The sequence below is a fragment of the Paenibacillus sp. GYB006 genome, from assembly GCF_036577645.1.
Lineage (GTDB): Bacteria > Bacillota > Bacilli > Paenibacillales > Paenibacillaceae > Paenibacillus.
In genome coordinates, this window is record NZ_JARBDA010000003.1 from 95043 (window position 1) to 113220 (window position 18178).

14 protein-coding genes are annotated in these 18178 nt (G+C 43.4%); all 14 read right to left on the reverse strand.

What is annotated here, in order from left to right; translation table 11 throughout:
• Nucleotides 1–131: 131 nt before the first annotated feature.
• The gene (locus tag PV403_RS09215) at nucleotides 132–4025 is read right to left on the reverse strand and encodes an S-layer homology domain-containing protein (RefSeq protein WP_332084374.1); all 3894 of its coding nucleotides are present in this window, start codon (nucleotides 4023–4025) and stop codon (nucleotides 132–134) included.
• Nucleotides 4026–4186: 161 nt separating this feature from the next.
• A complete protein-coding gene (locus tag PV403_RS09220; RefSeq protein WP_332084597.1) occupies nucleotides 4187–5311 on the reverse strand; it encodes a glycosyltransferase family 4 protein in 1125 nt (374 codons plus the stop codon).
• Between the two features lie 118 nt (nucleotides 5312–5429).
• Entirely contained in the window at nucleotides 5430–6206 is a 777-nt protein-coding gene (locus PV403_RS09225) for a WecB/TagA/CpsF family glycosyltransferase (RefSeq protein ID WP_442951751.1), read from the reverse strand.
• Nucleotides 6207–6213: 7 nt separating this feature from the next.
• A complete protein-coding gene (gene csaB / locus PV403_RS09230) occupies nucleotides 6214–7383 on the reverse strand; it encodes a polysaccharide pyruvyl transferase CsaB (RefSeq protein WP_332084375.1) in 1170 nt (389 codons plus the stop codon).
• Complete coding sequence (locus tag PV403_RS09235) at nucleotides 7359–9374, reverse strand: DUF5693 family protein (protein WP_332084377.1); 2016 nt, start codon at nucleotides 9372–9374, stop codon at nucleotides 7359–7361. Before PV403_RS09235 ends, csaB begins: the two co-directional genes overlap by 25 nt.
• 212 nt (nucleotides 9375–9586) lie before the next feature.
• The gene (locus tag PV403_RS09240; protein ID WP_332084379.1) at nucleotides 9587–11296 is read right to left on the reverse strand and encodes a phospho-sugar mutase; all 1710 of its coding nucleotides are present in this window, start codon (nucleotides 11294–11296) and stop codon (nucleotides 9587–9589) included.
• Nucleotides 11297–11405: 109 nt separating this feature from the next.
• On the reverse strand, nucleotides 11406–11837 hold the full coding sequence (gene fabZ, locus PV403_RS09245; protein ID WP_160032726.1) for a 3-hydroxyacyl-ACP dehydratase FabZ: 432 nt from the start codon (nucleotides 11835–11837) through the stop codon (nucleotides 11406–11408).
• Between the two features lie 282 nt (nucleotides 11838–12119).
• Nucleotides 12120–12320 carry a DNA-directed RNA polymerase subunit beta gene (locus PV403_RS09250; protein WP_332084599.1) on the reverse strand — a complete coding sequence of 67 codons (201 nt, stop codon included), beginning with the start codon at nucleotides 12318–12320 and terminating at the stop codon, nucleotides 12120–12122.
• Between the two features lie 9 nt (nucleotides 12321–12329).
• The gene (locus tag PV403_RS09255) at nucleotides 12330–13166 is read right to left on the reverse strand and encodes a flagellar hook-basal body protein (RefSeq protein ID WP_332084380.1); all 837 of its coding nucleotides are present in this window, start codon (nucleotides 13164–13166) and stop codon (nucleotides 12330–12332) included.
• A gap of 34 nt (nucleotides 13167–13200) precedes the next feature.
• Entirely contained in the window at nucleotides 13201–14085 is an 885-nt protein-coding gene (locus PV403_RS09260; RefSeq protein ID WP_213530409.1) for a flagellar hook-basal body protein, read from the reverse strand.
• Between the two features lie 45 nt (nucleotides 14086–14130).
• Nucleotides 14131–15129 carry a rod shape-determining protein gene (locus tag PV403_RS09265; protein WP_213530411.1) on the reverse strand — a complete coding sequence of 333 codons (999 nt, stop codon included), beginning with the start codon at nucleotides 15127–15129 and terminating at the stop codon, nucleotides 14131–14133.
• Nucleotides 15130–15347: 218 nt separating this feature from the next.
• Nucleotides 15348–15635, reverse strand: coding sequence for a sporulation transcriptional regulator SpoIIID (gene spoIIID / locus PV403_RS09270; RefSeq protein WP_160032722.1), 288 nt, complete (start codon nucleotides 15633–15635; stop codon nucleotides 15348–15350).
• A gap of 205 nt (nucleotides 15636–15840) precedes the next feature.
• Entirely contained in the window at nucleotides 15841–16575 is a 735-nt protein-coding gene (locus PV403_RS09275; protein WP_213530412.1) for a M23 family metallopeptidase, read from the reverse strand.
• A gap of 86 nt (nucleotides 16576–16661) precedes the next feature.
• Nucleotides 16662–18176 carry a stage II sporulation protein D gene (gene spoIID / locus PV403_RS09280; protein WP_332084382.1) on the reverse strand — a complete coding sequence of 505 codons (1515 nt, stop codon included), beginning with the start codon at nucleotides 18174–18176 and terminating at the stop codon, nucleotides 16662–16664.
• Nucleotides 18177–18178 lie beyond the last annotated feature (2 nt).

The following is an 18178-nucleotide window of genomic DNA, read 5'->3' on the forward strand; positions in this document are numbered from 1 at the left end:
CTTTAGAAAAATGTGTATTTTAAGTTATTGTATATCAAATACTACCAAATTACAAAAACTAGCGAAACATGTAATTACCAAAAAGAAGAAACTGCCCCCGTATAGGAGCAGTCCAAAGTTGTTATATGCTACTAACTCAAATTATTTGGGAATAATTTTGTGCTTTTCTTAAACAATTCTACAGCTATTTTAGCTGCTTCTGCGCGTGTCAGAAGACCCGTTGCATTAAAGTTATACTGCGGTTTCTTTTGTCCAGGAAGTGTAATTGCATTTCCTGTCATAATTTTCGCCTTATTAACAGCGAGTACAGCGGGCCTTGCATATACGTTAATGCGACCAGAGTCTACATATAGTTTAGCTAAGTTGTCCGTAAGCTTGCTGTCATTCGCGGCGAGCTTCAACTTCATTGCACGTGCAATCATTACTGCCGCCTGCTCTCTGGTAAGTGGCTGACTTGCCGCAAATACACCTTCTGTCAGACCCGTAACAATCCCAGCTCTTGCTGCCGTTTCAATATGAGCATAATCCCATGTTGTACTTCGAGCGCCTGGAACGAGATCTACAAATGTCTGATTATTGTCATAATTCAGCGGAATATTAAGTCCTTTTACAAGTAATGTGGCAAACTCTCCACGAGATGTTTGATCATCTGTTCCGAACTGATCAAAACGAACATTATTCATAAGTCCCTTAGCATACATCGCATTCAGTACATTACGTGCCCAGTTATGGTTCGTAATATCTGTGTAGCTGCGACTAAGTTTCATAACTACATAATAACCAAATTCATCAAAAGGTACGGTAACCGTATGTTTCTTGCTATCTACTATTCCTCCGATATTTACCCATTCTCGGCTAGAGGTATACTTAAATACCGTAATCGTTGAACCCACTTCATCCACAACATTATTGTTAAAAGTAAGCGTTAATTCTCCTCTTTGAGATGGAGTAACTTGTCTTTCTGCCGAAATCGTTGGATCTCCATATAATCCTTCTATAGAGTAAGGTGCAAGACCATTCGTTGGCGACAGATAATCTGCTGATCCTTGATTCCCTTTTTCACCAAGCCCACCACTGATCCAATACACATTAGATACGGTAGAGAAATTCTGTTTCGCAGAAGATGAATTAAATCTCAAGAAGTACTCATCAGGAATACTCCAAGCTGGAATCCCAGTCTCCTCCGATGTGAGCCCGTTATTAGGGAAACCTATAATATTTCCATAATCATTTCTACGTTCTACGACACCATCCTTGGGATCGGCAATTCCAAAGAGCAGTTGTGTGTTTGGATAATACTTATTAATCCCTCGTGAATCGGTCGACTGCATAATGGTGCCTTTAGGGAACTCTAATTCAAGGCCTTTGTTGAACACACTGTATTTAGCAGCTACTTTTGGTGCCATATATTGTGAGTCTACTGCTACTGCGCCCGTGTAAAATACCGAAATCGTATCTGATGTTGTTGTACTGCCACGCACAATATCAATTTTTATTGTATTTGCTTTATCCTGTTTTAGTCCTACATAATCTAGCAGGAAACGGTCATCACCAAGATCCGTTCTTTTAATCGCAGGAACTTTATCAATTAGAACCTGAGTAGCGCCTTCGGCCTCGATATCAAAGCGGACAAAGTTTTTATTAACCACATATCCGCCGTCCACAGTGGGCTGTGGTGCAAGCAGGCGATATGGTTTTACTTCACGCACGAGTTCGAGTTGCTGACTTGTTTTGGCACCTGTGCTATTAATAAGCTCAAGATTATACACATAGGTGCCGGCTGTTGTTGCTGGTAGATTATGAACTCGAATTGCAAAAGAAGTTTGACTTCCAAAATACTCATATGCATACTGCGTATTATTGTAACTGAATTGCCCTGTCAATTTTGACTCACTGGCCGAAATATCTAAAGAGAATAGATTCTGAGATCCAAGATTCAGATTTACTTTGTTAGCTCCGTTACCTCGAATGACAATATCATGACTTTGAAGACTCGTTGTGTATTTTCCATTGTTATAAATAAAATCAGGTGTTAAGTTGAAAATTTTGGCCCACTGATCATCATCTTTATAAACAAATGGGAATGTTATACGGTTCTTACCTGTAGCAGGTTGAAACTTATCTATATTAGATACATTTTCATCCAATATATATATACGAATTTCTTTACGTACTTCTCTTACTTGGTTGTTACTGTCCGCTACTGTTCCTGTAAAAATAATTCGGTTCTCACCATAAACCAAGGGACCCTTTTCCGCGGATACCTTTAGTTCTACGTCAATTCTACCTGTATCTTTATTAAGCCAATCTTCATCTAGCCCTTCCGGTTTCACACCGTTAACAAACATCTCTCCATTAAACGCACCTTTATTCAAATCAAAACCAATATACTGACCTTCCACCTGCAAGGTTGAAGCTTTATTTGAATTAATTGTTACTGTCTGTCCGTCTGACAGATTCGCAATATATATATACGTTTTTGATATAAAAGAAATCACTGCATCTTTATACTGTGATGATCCGCTATATTGGAAACGAACCGTCTGATTCCCATTTTGAAAGCCAGATACTTTATAAATATATTCTGTTTCTGTTTCTGATATTTTCCCGATATATTCCGTTGTAATCGCACTACCAATCGGCAGATACTTCGCTGTCAGTTTGGAATTTTCTTTTATGCTTGAATTTGTTTTCACAGATATATAAAAATCACCTGAATCTACCTTTGCACCATTCAAGTTTTCTTTCGAATACTTACCTGATCCATCATATCCTTTTAAATAGTAAAGTTGATTAATTACCACTTGGTCTTTAGCATAAATAAAATTGGCTGTTTTGCTTACTGTTGTTGAACCATAAGTAAATTGAAGATTATAATCCTGTTCACTTACTGCTTCACCATTTTCCTTAATGAACGCAAAGTTCTTAATGGCAAAGGTCACTAGCCTATAGGCAGAGTTTGTACCATCCATCCCTTGTATTACAACATCATCGCCTGATTTAGTCGAAAGTTTACCAGTCGCATCAAAAGAGATGGATTCAAAATATTCAACGTTCCCACCCATATTCGTACCATTTACTTTCAATTCGACTTTTTTATTTACATCGCTACCTTGATCAGGGACAAGGGCTTGTACATAGAGATAAGCAGCATCTTTATCCCCGGTCCAGGTTGGTTTCCCAGAGAGCATGTCATTTACGTTACCGTCTGCATCTGCTAAATACATGCTAACAATCGGACTACTGGCATCGTAATAATATAAAGAGTGTTTCACCGTAATTTTATCTGACCCATTCTCAATCACTAAGATAAGTGAATTGAGACCGGGATTTAATTGTAATTGAGGAGAAAAGAAAGTTCCATCCGATAAAAGGGTCGTTGCGAGTGCAGCTCCTCCGTTTAGAGAGACGGTAGCTTTCGTTGCATTTTGAATTTTACCTTCTAATGTAATCTCTTTTTTAGGAATAACTACTTGGGTTCCTTCATTCAGAGTTACCGGTTGAGATAATCCAAGTACCTTCAAACTTTCTACGTAAGGCACTTGATCAAAAAGAACATAAAAACTTTCAGAACGAGTCATACTTCCCTGGGTTCCTGATAACGTAACCTCATTCATTCCAGGATATAAGGAAATCGTTGATGTAAAGCGATTATCTGGGCTATCCAAATCCAATTGAATGGTTCCTGGAGTTGTTTTGGAATCCTCTCGTTCCCATATTCCCTTTTGCGGATTCCAGGTAAGTTGCTGAACTTTGGCATTAAGTGTTGAACCTGTTACTTTGGTATATGTTCCCGTAACCGTCATTTTGGAATCCGTTACCTGATAAACGTTCTCTCTAGTAATCAGGTTGTCACCTTCAAGTTTCAACTGAACCGTATTTTTCAATGACGTAATATCTGGTGTAAAATAGCTGGTTGATATAAAATCAGCAGCTTGTGCTGTTCTTACCAAACCTGGTGGAAACATAGAGATAACTAACGAGACTAACAGCAGCCATACCATCGGCCGTTTGATGCGCTGCATAAAATCGCTCCTTTATTTTTAATTACCTTCTATATCGGACAGCTATGTAGAAATATGAACCCAAAAACATAAAAAAACCTTATTCCCGTAAAAGAGAATAAGGTTTATGAAATATTGAAAAATAAGATAATAGCAGTTTCATAGTATAACATGAGTATAGATTATGACTTCGTTTTTGCCTCTGCTGCTTTCATTCGAAGCTTGTTAAAGAAGTTAAGAACCGGACGTTTTGTCTTATCAATCAGACCAATGACTTCTGCCCCAATCTGCAGGAAGAACATCATGACACAGATCACCACAAAGGTTACCCAGTTGGCCTCATGAATCGCAGCAGCGGACTGGATGACAGCCAGCACTCCGAAAAATGCAGCAATTCCGTAAATAATCAGTACGGTTTGACGATGACTGAATCCAAGATCACGCAAGCGATGATGCAAATGACCTTTATCCGGTGCAAAAATCGGTTTCTTATTAAGGAAACGACGAATGATGGCAAACAGTGTATCCGAGAGCGGAACCGCGATAATAATCAGCGGTGTGATCAAGGTTACGACTGCAATCTGCTTAAATCCAAGTAGAGATAACATGGCAAGGCTGAATCCGAGGAACAGCGACCCTGTATCTCCCATAAAGATTTTCGCAGGGTGAAAGTTAAAGAACAAGAATCCAATGATACTGCCCAAAAGAACCATGCAGACCATAGCTGTCACGATATTCCCCATGATAAAGGACATCACCGCAATCGTACCGATGGCAATCGCAGATACGCCTGCCGCAAGACCATCGAGTCCATCAATCAGGTTGATTGCATTGGTTACGCCCACAATCCAGAAGATCGTTACCGGAATGGAAATCCAAAGTTCCAGTGAAGAATACGCATCAACAAATGGAATATTAACAAAATCTATTCGAATATCAAAGGCAAATACCACTACACACGCCGTAATAATCTGAGCTAAAAATTTAACTTTGGCCGATAACTGAAATTTATCATCCATAGCACCAATGAGGGCAATCATAGTTCCTCCAATGATGAAAGCATAGATGAAGCGGTTATCTCGAGCAGTAAAGTACTCCGAAACAAACGGAAGTAATGCCAGCAATGTGACCATAAAAGCAAGAAATATCCCGAGACCGCCAAGTCTTGGCATAATCTTGGTGTGGACCTTACGTGCATCTGGCACGTCAACAGCTCCCACCTTTATCGCAAACTTCTTTACAAGCGGAGTAAGTAGAACCGCTAGTCCAAGAGCTACGATAAATCCCAAGATATAGAACATTAACATGTGCTCATTCGACCCCCAATTTATCAAAACTAACTCCATGCATTATACTCCCTAGATTCTTGAATTACTATCCCTGTTTTCTAGCAAAAATCAAAGATTTTAGCAATTCTTCCTCCATTTACACCGATTTTGTCACGTTTTCTTTTTCACGCACGACTTTCGCAACAAACTGTGGTAGAGCCAGCATTCTTTTTGCCCGGGTCGGTTCACGCAGTAAACGATAGAGCCATTCCGCTCGCATTTTTTGAAACAGAGCGGGAGCTCTCTTTGATTTCCCTGAAATGACATCAAAACTGCCGCCGACGCCCATAACAAGGGGTACTCCTAATTTATGTTTATGTTCACCGATCCACGGCTCTTGGTTATTAACCGCACGTGCTACGAACAATAGGTCTGGAGCAGCTTCCCTTATCTCGGCAATCACTTCATCATCTTGATCCGAATCAAAAAAGCCATCGCGATATCCACAGATCACGACACCAGGATACTGTTTTTGTAACCTGCTTGCTGTCTCTTGAATCACCTCAGGTGTAGATCCCAGAAGGAATACTCTCCATCTATAAGTTTCTCCAACCCGCATTAATTCATGTAGGAGATCAAAACCGGCCACTCGTTCCGCAACAGGGGTACCGCAGTAATTGGCTGCCCATACCACTCCTGTACCATCAGGGACAACCAGTTCAGCCGATTTCATGACCTCCATATACTTTGGATCTTCCAGCGCCGTCATCACCATAATTGGATTACCCGTGATAACTTGGTGGATCTGCCTTGTACGGACGACTTCTTCAAGATAGGCTACCGTGTCTTTCATATCCATGCGTGAAAACGGAATTCCAAAGATGGGCACGGTCGGTACAGACCCTGTCTGTACTTGCTCCATATGCTCATTCATGACTCATTCATCCTTTGCCGCTTAGAAATTTTAAAATATGGACCGCAGGCTCCTGTGCTTGCTCTTTAAGCGAAGCAATTGCTTCTTCCCTAGTCTCAAGCCATTCCTTACGGTTTGTTAGGATCTTCTCGAGTTCTTCTGCCAGCTTGTCTGCTTGCAGCGAAGACGTCGTGCCGATCGCTTGAGAATCCAGTCGATGAAGAAAAGCATCAATCTTCGGATCATACGATACACCAATCAGCGGTACACGCTGGGAAGCTGCATAGATCAAACTGTGTAATCTCATACCGAGAACGAGTTCACAGCGAGATACTTCTAACAACATCATTTGCGGATCCGTTACGTTTGAACAAATGCTTACTTTACTGCCTGTACCATGTAGAGGCCCTATTCGCTGCTTCACATACGTAGACGCTTCTTCATCAGAAGGCAAATGGAAGGGAAGCAGACGAATATGCACTTTATGTTTGGAAGCAAGCTGTTTGAGCCCTTCGGCAATTTGGTTCAGTTCTGTACGATCTTTCTCCCAGAAACGCACCGAAACTCCAATCACCGGCAGCTCTTCTTCTTGTTCTGATTTTGGAGTAGTTCTTCTTGCACTTCCTTCCCCATAAGATGCTTGTTGCACCTTCGTTAGTTCAGGGAGCGGAAGTCCCATAACAGGGTCAGGAACGATGTGCACATCATTCCATCTTATTCCGAAATCCTGAATTAGCTTAGCTGATTCTTCATCACGAACAGAGACATATTCACAGTGCTTAAAAATACCGCGAATCATCGTTTTGAAAACACCACGTTTTACAGGCCCAATCCCCTGGGAATAAATAAACGTTGGTTTCTTCATGTTCTGTGCGATTTTAATAACGCCAAGGTAATAAGGGATGGATTTCCAGCCTGTTGCATCTTGCAGCAAGCTGCCTCCTCCGCTAATCAGTCCATCACTCTCTTTGATAGCCCGGCGAACTTCGCCAAGCTTCATACGATGCACAGCACGAACACCATAGGTTTGCTTCGTCCATTCGGGATCGCCTGAGAGCACGATGGGTTCTACCTGCACGTTCGTGCGCTGACTTTCTGACTCCAGTGCAGTCAGTATCGATTTAAGAACGGCTTCATCCCCGCTGTTATGAAAACCATAATATCCTGAGATAACTATTTTCTTAGTAGTGGTGACCATTTTTTCCAACATCCTTCCAAAACTTGCCACACCACAATTGCAATCAATCCAACGATGAGACCAAGTCCGAGACCTAACACCCCACGAATAAGGGAAAGATGCGCTGGTGTATGAATATGAGCGAACGTATCCACCATAGACAACTGAGCAATCGATGCAATAATCATTAAATAAATTCCATTACGATATTTAAGAGCAATAAACGCTCCTAAGATAAACATTGGGTGCCCCAGTAAAAATTCCTTGTTACGAGGACGAACGCCAAAGGTATCTTCCAAGAATGTCCGGAGTACCATTTCAATTGGAGTTACACTGCCCGAGTTTCCTGTACGGGTCAGATAATAATAGCCTACCATACCTATGATACCTGCTGCCAGTATCCACAAAAGAGTGATCGGCTCATTTAGCAGTTTGCGGAAAAATGCCATACTTAGTGCCTTGCGGTAGAACAGAACATAGAATGCCGTAAGTGCAATCGGAGCTAAGTGCAATAGACTTACGCCTCTAAACTGCTCGATTACAAGTGCATACGTAATGTTGTTCAGCAGCGCAATCATGAACGGAACAGCAAGGAAGGACAACAGCGATGTTCGAACAAATAAAACAAGCGCTTGTGTCACGCGATCCTTCACCGAAAGATCAGAATTTCTCAGCTGCATTGCATTAATACGGCGTACCGCAAGCACCATCGCAATCGTTGGAGCGCTGATCGCAACGAGTAGAGCGATACCCTGTTCCATAAGAGACGGTCTAAGTACATATAATCCGCCGCTTCCGAGTATTCCTAGCACAAAGGCTGGCAAAGTCAGGAATGGAATGAAGTAGGATACCATTAATGCGATCATCGCAATGCTACCAACCACAACAACGGCTTTGTAATATTTTTGACCTGGTGTTTCATGTACTTTAAATGGCTCGGCTTGTCCCATCGTAAAGCCATTCTCTTTCATTCGTTCTACTGCATTTCCTTCTTCCCCCAGTGCATCCAGCAAGTTATCCAGTGGATCTGTCACTGCTGCTTGCAGTGCACTACGCGAAGGTGATGCGTTCAGGTAGATCATCCGAATATTACGATCTTTTGTAGCCAGTGTAAATCGATCTGCAATTACTTTCGGAGAAAGATTCGCATCGTGTTCGCTTAGAGAGATAAGACGAACTACATTGTAGTCTGTAAGATAAGCAAGGGTACTGAAACCATGCTGTGGCACTTTCAAGTTCTCGATCGCAGCAAGTCCGATACCATGCTGATTCAGAAGCTCTGCAAAAGATGACAAGCTTCTCAGCTCTCCATTATCGTTATATCCCTTAACCTTATCTCCTTCAAACAGAATTCGTTTGACACCGAAACTCTCAAACAAATCCATTAACTGAGCTACGGACTGCTGATCATAAGGAAGTGAATCACCTAGCCGGGGCATAATACTGAAACCACGATCCACTAGATCACTCATTGTAATTGGATCTGGAGTCATTGGCTTTAGGTTGGCATTTTCTACAGGTGTTTCAATAACCAAACCTTCTTTACCCTCATGAGTCCATGTACGAACTGGAATTTCCAGTCTGCGGAATGTGTCCGCAATAATAGGAGCTAAGACTTCTTTATTCTCTTCATTCGTAAATAGAATATAAGTATAATTCTCATTCTCCGGTAAAATTTCACCTGACATATTCGCTACATCTAGACTGTTATAGATCATGATGCGACGAGATTTACGGAATTCATCCAGCGTACTCTCATACATCGCCATTGTTGTAACGCCTGCATTTTTGAGTTCCGTTAATTTTTCATCAATAAAGTCTTGCGGGTGAACCTGATATGCCGCTACATCCACAAGATCCCGATAATCGAATACCAATTCTACATTTTTGGAACTGGATTCTGTTGTGACACGGTCGTAGATGACAGGAATGGAAGCAATAAGTCCAATAATTACAATAATCCATAGCCACTTACGAGAGACCGTGTTCCAATATTGCCATTTTTGACGCACCGATGTGTACCTCCTAAATTTTATACCTTTTACAATCCATATCATGCCCAGCACGCAAATATTTAGCAACTCAGCATTTAAACGATTCCTGTATATTCCTGTTACTTCATTCCAACACAAAAGCCTCTCCGCCAAACAACCCGTAACGGTGCGGAAAGGCTCTTGAATTAACTTAACATTTCTTATAAAAAGAAATCAAACTTGCTCTTAAATCAGCGATCAATACGACTCATAACCGCATCCGTAAGACGCTGAATTCGTGCATGAGCATCTTCATTATTTTCGCCTTGAACGGCAAAGTATATTTTAATCTTCGGTTCTGTACCTGAAGGGCGCAAGCAGAACCATGAGCCATCTTCCAGAATGAATTTAAGTACATTCTCTTTAGGAAGATCATCAATACCTGTGGAATAGTCCAGCATTTCTCGAACCTTAATGTCAGCAACCTCTTCTGGAGCAGAAGTACGCCACTCGGTCATAATGGCCTGAATTTGTGCCACGCCATCTTTCCCTTTTAAGGTACGGGACTCCAAGTTCTCTAAGAAATAACCAAACTGCTCATACAGTTCTTGAAGAACATCATATAAAGTTTTGCCTACACTCTTATAATAAGCAGCCGCTTCGCAAATCAGCATCGCAGCGAGAACGGCGTCTTTATCCCTTGCATAATTGCCTGCGAGATAGCCGTAGCTTTCTTCGTATCCAAATAGATAAGTATGACTGCCTGTCTCTTCAAAAGCATTCATCTTCTCACCAATATATTTAAAGCCCGTTAGTGTATTAAACACTTCCGCACCGTAATGTTTCGCAATTACAGCACCCATTTCACTCGTTACAATGGTTTTTACCACTGCGCCGTTCGTAGGAAGCTGTCCGCGCTCTTTCAACTGGCCGAGGAGATAATTCGTCATAATGGCACCGGACTGGTTACCTGAGAGCACGAAATATTTACCTTCTTTATCTTTTACAACTGCACCCATACGGTCCGCATCCGGATCGGTACCAATAATAATATCTGCATCCACTTTTTCACCAAGCTTCATCGCAAGTGTGAATGCTTCACGTTCTTCTGGATTAGGTGACTTCACCGTAGTGAAATTCGCATCCGGCTCTGCTTGTTCAGGAACGACATGCACATTCGTAAATCCAATACGCTCCAGCACTTTTGTCACAGGCATGTTTCCTGTACCATGCAGCGGTGTAAAGACGATATTGAAATCTTTGCTATACTCAGCAGCAATTCGGTCCCGGTTCAAACTTTCGGCAGCAACGGTTTCAATGAATGCTTCATCTTCCGCATCACCAAGCCATACAAGCAGTCCTTGTGCTTCTGCATCCGCCTGCGTAAGCTTTTTCACGTCAGCAAGGGAAGCCACATCCTGAATATACTGAATCACTCGTTCTGCTTCATCCGGCACAAGTTGTCCGCCCGAAGCATTATATACTTTGTATCCATTATATTCGGGAGGGTTATGACTCGCTGTGATAACGATTCCACCTGTTGCCTGCAAATGACGTACACTATAAGACAACTGTGGTGTCGGACGCAGTGATGTAAACAATTTAGCCACAATACCGTTCGCAGCGAGTACTAAAGCAGCCTCAAGAGCAAACTCCGGCGAAAAATGGCGAGAGTCATGAGCGATTACAACAGAAGGTTTTCCTTCTCCTTTATGACCTTCATTAATGTAGCGTGCAAAACCTTGTGTTGCTTTTCCTACCGTATAACGGTTGATTCGGTTACTCCCTGCTCCAATGACACCGCGCAGTCCTCCTGTACCGAATTCAAGCTCCCGGTAAAAACGATCCTCAAGTTCATTCGTATCTTCAGATAAATCCGTTAGCTCCTGTTTGGTTTCCTCATCAATAGATGGATCCTTAAGCCATTGTTCCAATGTTTGCTTCGCAGTTTCACTTAACATGTCGTCACCATTCTCCTTTATCCCATATGTAACTATGGTTCTCTATGTGGTTATTTCATGATTGTAAGCTAATCGATAATTCATTGCAGTTCATTCCGTAACATTCGCCCTACTGCGGATCAGATAGAGCAAACATAATCTCGCCTTCTGCGACTACTTTATCGCCGACACGAGCGGTTGCTTTTCCTTTTCCAATAGAGCCTTTCAGACGTGTGATCTCAACCTCAAGCTCCAGCGTATCACCTGGTACCACTTGTCCGCGGAATCGGAAATTATCAAGACCAGCAAGGAAACCAATCTTACCTCGGTTACTTTCCACTTTAAGAATAGCCACTGCGCCTACTTGAGCAAGTGCCTCTGTAATAAGTACGCCCGGCATTACCGGATAGCCTGGAAAATGACCTGTGAAGAAGGGTTCATTGATGGTTACATTCTTAATTCCAACTGCTCGTTTGCCCTCCTCGATCTCCACGATCTTATCGACCAATAAAAAGGGAGGTCTGTGAGGAATGATTTCCTGAATTTGATTAATATCTAGCATATGTTTATAACCCCTTCCGTACGATGCATAAACAACCTATTCTTAGTCCATACTAATTATATCCTTCATTAACTGCAGTAGTGAAGGTTGAGATAAGGGGCTTGTTCCTTTGTGCCGCACAGTTCGTACTGACGGTCTAAGGGAATCAGCCCTTTTTGTGTTTGCAGTATACACCGCAAAGTCCCCCATCATTATACATTTTTCGGGAACAAAAAGAAAACTCCTGCTTCACAGGAGTTCCGTTTTTATAACGATCCACATTACTACGCTCTGCCTACCCGATTAAGGTGCAAAAACAAGATCAAATATATGTTTCCATGTTCGATAGTCAAAGGCAGATCCGATATCTCTCCCGCCAACGACCACATAACCGACTAACATACCGCCGATTAAAGCAATTAACAAAAGCAGCGGAATCAGAAGCCGGCGTAAGATCTTCCGTGAAGATCCCTTCTTCTTCTCTACTTTTTCTTCTTCAGTCATAACCTTCACCTATGCCCTCATTGTATTCGCAAGATTCATCATCGTGTCACTTGAACTCAGTGCGCGGGCAGCCAGCTGGTAAGTGCGCTGTACTTCAAGCATTTGCGTCATCTCACTCGTTAGATCTACATTGGAATTCTCTAAATAACCTGCTCGAATGGTCGCTTCAGGCACCGTAGTTGCCGCATTTTCTCCAAAAACCATGTTTTCACTGGCTCCCGAAATTAAGCTGAACAAGTTATCTGAGCTAGCTGCGAGCCCTTCAGGGCGCATGGGTTCAACGAGTTGAAGTTGCCCTGCAATTCTTGCACTCATGGAGCCGCTGTCCCGCACTAATAAGTTACCGCTCGAATCAAATGCTACCGTAGCATTTGCCGGTGCAGTAATAGGCTGATTATCTCTGCCGAGCACGGCATAACCATCACTCGTTACGAGTCTCATACGCGGTGCTGCATTTGGGTCCTGAACCGATTCATCCGGTACAAAACGGAAATCGCCTGCTCTTGTCCATGCTTTTTGACCATTCACTTCTACAGCAAACAGCGCATTTCCTTCAATAGCCAAATCTGTGGGATTCCCTGTCTCGTTCAATTCCCCTTGTGCCATATCTTGAGTAATCGATGTCATCTTCACACCATAGCCTACATTAAAACCGAGCGGAGTTGCTCTGCCATCCCGCGACAATGAGGAAGCCTGCTGCTGAACACCTGTCAGTACATCTTCAAATGAAGCTTGTTTGCTCTTGTAACCTGCCGTGTCTACATTCGCAACGTTATTCGCGATCAGATCTAATCGCTGCTGCATGCTCGTCATGGATACGAGAGCACTGATCATTGAATTATTCATATAATCCCCCAAACTTCAAAAATATGTAGTACCTCTACACACGCCCGATTTCATTTACGGCTTTTTCCAAGCTTTTATCGTAAAATTGAATTACTTTCTGATTGGCTTCATAGGCTCGAAGAGCTGCTGTTAAATCAACCATCGACTGAGCTGAATCCACTGTCGAACGTTCCAAGAATCCCTGCTTCACTTGAACCCGGTCTTCTGCACCAAGCAAACGCGCTGATCCCGCACGATCCGAGCTTAGTACATAATTCCCATTACCTTCTCTGACTAGCTGATAAGGGTCATCCACGATGGTAATACCAAGTCTCTCACCAGTGATTGCTCCTGTAAGAGGATTCACTAGCTGTCCTTGCTCGTCCACTTTAAATTGATTCATGGCGCCTGTCAATCGAATAGGTTCACCATTATCTGACAATACCTCAAAGCCCGTTGAACTTAGCAGTCTGCCTTCCGCATCCACTTGAAAACTGCCATCCCGGGTATATTTTACGTTGCCTTCCTCATCTTGTACGGTAAAATAAGCCTGCGGCTTATATATTACATCCCCATTATCACTGATGTACTTACCTGAAGCATCAAAAGGAATCGCTTCGCCTGTATTCGGATTGGTAACCCTAAGATCTGAATATAACGCAAAATCTGTTATTTTATCGGAGGGTATAAGATCCCCCTGAACATTCATAGACATGCTTTCTTCAGCAAATACGCCTGTATTTAAGCTGCCAATCACCTTACTGCCGAGACTAGAGGAGTCGCCGCTTCTGCTAAGCTGCATTTCCGGAAAGGAACGAACTAGACTCTCCACCTGTTTATAACCGTTCGTATTAAGATTAGCAATATTCTGTGTTACCGTATCATGTTTACGCTGTTGAGCAACCATTCCCGCAGCTGCCGTATAAAGACCTCGAATCACACCAGGTCCCTCCTTATTATTACAACTACTACCTATATCGGTGCTTTAGAACTTTTTCTTAAGAGAACGATCCAAATGATTAAGCATCAGTCCCGTTCCCTTGACAACGCAGTGCATCGGATCATCAGCAACGAGTACAGGTACCCGCAGTTCTTCGGTTAAGAGCTCGTCCAGTCCTTTAAGTAAAGCGCCCCCGCCTGTTAAAATCACACCTCGATCAATAATATCAGCGGATAATTCCGGCGGTGTCTGTTCGAGGACAAACTTAGCCGAAGCTACAATGGAAGCTACCGAATCAGCGAGTGCCTCTTGCACTTCACTTGAAGTGACCGTCACAGTTTTAGGTAAGCCGCTTACCATATCACGTCCACGAATATCGAGCTCTTCCTGCTGACCTCCCGGTTTTACAGTTCCAATGGATACTTTAATATGTTCCGAAGTCCGCTCCCCAATCAATAGCTTGTACTTATTTTTTATATATTTCAAAATCGCTTTGTCAAACTTGTCCCCTGCCATTTTAATAGAAGAAGCTGTAACAATCTCGCCCATAGATAATACGGCCACATCGGTGGTTCCTCCGCCAATATCGATGACCATATTCCCACTCGGTTCATAAATATCCATTCCCGCTCCAATCGCTGCGGCTTTGGGCTCTTCTTCAAGAAATACCTCTTTGGCACCACTGCGCTCTGCTGCTTCACGAATGGCTTTTTGTTCTACGGAGGTGATATTTGTCGGTGCACAAATTAAAATACGGGGACGGCTGTACCAACTTTTGCCGCCAACCCGGTTAATAAAATATTTAAGCATCATTTCTGTAATATCAAAATCGGCAATGACGCCGTCCCGCAAAGGTCTAATTGCAATAATGTTACCTGGCGTTCTGCCGACCATGCGGCGTGCATCTTCTCCCACAGCAAGTACTTTCTTCGATCCACTCTCAATTGCAACTACCGAAGGTTCGTCGAGAACGACGCCACTCCCTTTTACGTGAATGAGCACGTTGGCCGTACCAAGATCAATACCGATGTCCTTGCTTAGCATATAAAAGAGCCCCCAAAGAGATATTTTTGATCGTATAATGATTCCTTATTTCTTACCTATGTATTTCATACATTGCTCGCTATTAGCTACATTTTGTGTCGGATCATGCAGATAAGAAGTCTTGTGCTTAAGCTTATACCATCTTTTAACATATCATACTTCAGGGGAGGTCTTCAACGTATTTGTATGCTTTTTGACCTACGTGAGCTTTATGGTCACTACGACTTCCCGGAAGCGAGCACCTCTCGATTTTTTCCGTTCGTTTTTTTATATTTAATCTTGGTTGCCTCGCCTCCTCGTAAATGGCGAATCGATTTATGGTACTCAAGAATGTGTTTTACCTGATCGGCAAGATCAGGGTTGATTTCCGGCAGTCGTTCGGTCAAATCCTTATGCACCGTGCTCTTTGAAACGCCAAATTCCTTGGCAATGGTACGGACCGTATTCCTCGTCTCAACGATACAGCGTCCGATTTTTATGGTCCGTTCTTTAATGTAATCGTGCACGCTCCCGCCTCCCTACTGTGGATAGTTTGGTACATTATATGAGAGGCATGCTTAGATATTCACGGTTTCACAGGGTGACAAGCTTTACAGCGATCAATTATTTTTGGTTTTGTTATCCACAGGTTTGTCCTAAAATGAATTCCTTCTATAAAACAAAAGAAACAGCGGGCATGTCCCACTGCTTCTTTGTTCTTACTTAAATATTTTATTTTTTCAGGAATTGTTCTGGATTAACAGGTTTTCCTGCTTCGTACACTTCAAAGTGTACGTGGTTGCCGAGATCCTTGCCAAGTTCACTCTTGCCTGAGATGGCAATGGTGTCACCTTGTTTTACTTCATCATTTTGTTTTACTTTTACATCAGCAATACTTTGATATACCGTTTTGAGATCATTGTCATGAGTAATCTCGACAACCATTCCATTCAGCGGATGTTGTTCTACACGCGTCACTTTACCGCTCAGTGCAGCTTTGACTTCAAAAGTTTGATCATCGGCTCTTGCTAAATCAATTCCGGCATTAGCAATAAAAGTTTGATCGTACTCTAGTAAAGCAAGTGCTTTCTCATCTGTCGTCGCTGCAGCGTCATAAAAAGGTTTCACTACATTCACTTCCGATGCTACTGCCACCGGCCATGCTAGATTCTCAGACTTGCCTTCTACTTCACTTGTAACGGGTTCTTCTTCCAAAACTCCAGTGGTAGGAACCGCATCGCCATTCTCAGACACTTGCTTTGTCGTTTCTTTCACAGCAGACTGCATGCTAGCGTCCTGGTAGGCCCACACTAAAGTTAGTATAATAGCTGCTGCGGCGATGTAAGCTGCCGGGTATACCCACCGTTTGGACAACAGCTTTTTCCAGGATGAAGATTGTGATTCAGGTGCTCCATTACTTGTTTTTGGAGCATTTTCTTGGTTTTGATTTTTGTTTTGTTCATTCATTTTCTATCACCTCAGTAACAAGTGTTACCGGGTGCAACTCTTTTATACTCGTACTATTAAATTTATTTGCAAGATTTTTAAGGAGACTATGAATTCCCTTTATATAATAACTTGGAAGCTTGGCCAAAAGCGACTCCGTTATAGTAGTGTTTTAGAATCTGGGTTGCGGTATAACCTTCTTGCGCCATTCCATTGGCTCCCCACTGGCTCATGCCTACTCCGTGACCATATCCATGCGTTGTAATCGTAATCTTGTCCCCACTCGTTTCCCACGTAAATTCACTAGATCGCAGCCCGAGCTTCTCTCTTATCTCTTTTCCCGTAAACACTTTCTTTCCGATCTGAATCTCTTTAATCCGTTTTCCCGCAGTTGTAGACAGAACTTGAATAAAGGGCTTTGCCGGTTTGCCGCTCACAGATACAGGAATCGCTTCCGGTGTAACATTCAATTTATTAAGAAAATCAACACGGGACATTGTCACGCTCTCCTCATAGACCGGAGCAATCTTGGCATCCCAAGGACTTTCTACACTTCGTAGATACGGTACAGCTTGCTGCCATACATCTTCCGAGTTCTCGGTATATCCGTTGCTAGTCGAGAAAAAGGCGGCGATTATCGGCTCCCCTTTATAAGTCATTATCGTATCCTTGCTCTCCCGCACAGCTTGCTGGAGCTTGGCCCATTCTTTTTCTTTCCCTGCGTCTTTAAAATGAGCTTCGAGCTTATTGTAAGGAATGTATACCTGATGCTCGACCGTATCCTTCACGTCCGCACCATCGACGGGTATGCCGCTGCGATCTCCCGCAGCCATCCGCTTCGTTACATACGTGCGCGCTGCAATAGCCTGCGCCTTGAGGGCTTCGATGCCGAAGTCCGAAGGCATTTCGGCTGCCACAACCCCGGTGACGTACTGTTCCATCGTCACCGTATCAATGGTGTGCGTTTTCGTTAGATAGACGCGCACCTCGGGTTCGGGATACACCACTGCCGGCTTTGGTGCCGGTGTGGTGTCAGGGACAAGGGCAGGCGGCTCTGCTGCGGCAGGATTCTGCGCAGCGGGGGCCGTCTGCCCTTGCACCGCCGGCGCAGGGCTCGGCGGTGCTTCCTCGCGGGGCCAGGCAAGCACTGCTGGAATCAGCAGTGCCGCAATGGCTAGTCCCGCGAGGGCGGCGGCAGGGCCGGGCCGCCGGGGGCGCCGCGGTGCGGAGCCGCGGCGCCAGGAGCGGGCGGCTTTATAGGTGCCGCCCGCCGGGTTTGGTGCATGCATCTGTGGTGCATGCACGGGCTGGCTGTGCCCGGTAAGAGGCACAGCGGGTTCAGCAGCAGGGGATAGCGAAGCCTCTCCCCGCCCCCGTCTTTCTTTTATACCGCCCAGCTGCTCTTTGCTGCCTACTCCATTTACTATAGAAAGAGACGTTTGTTTTGAGTTTCTAACTTTTAAGATTCCCTGTTCATCCCGCTCTATTAAAATCTCCGCTGGGCCGTAGGAAGTTTCAGTTACCTCTTGCCAAGGAATGCTTACAATCTTCTTTCTTTTCATTCGGACTCTTCTATTATTAAGCTCTTCTTTAGGCTTGGAAGAACCTCGTGTCGCCTTCATTT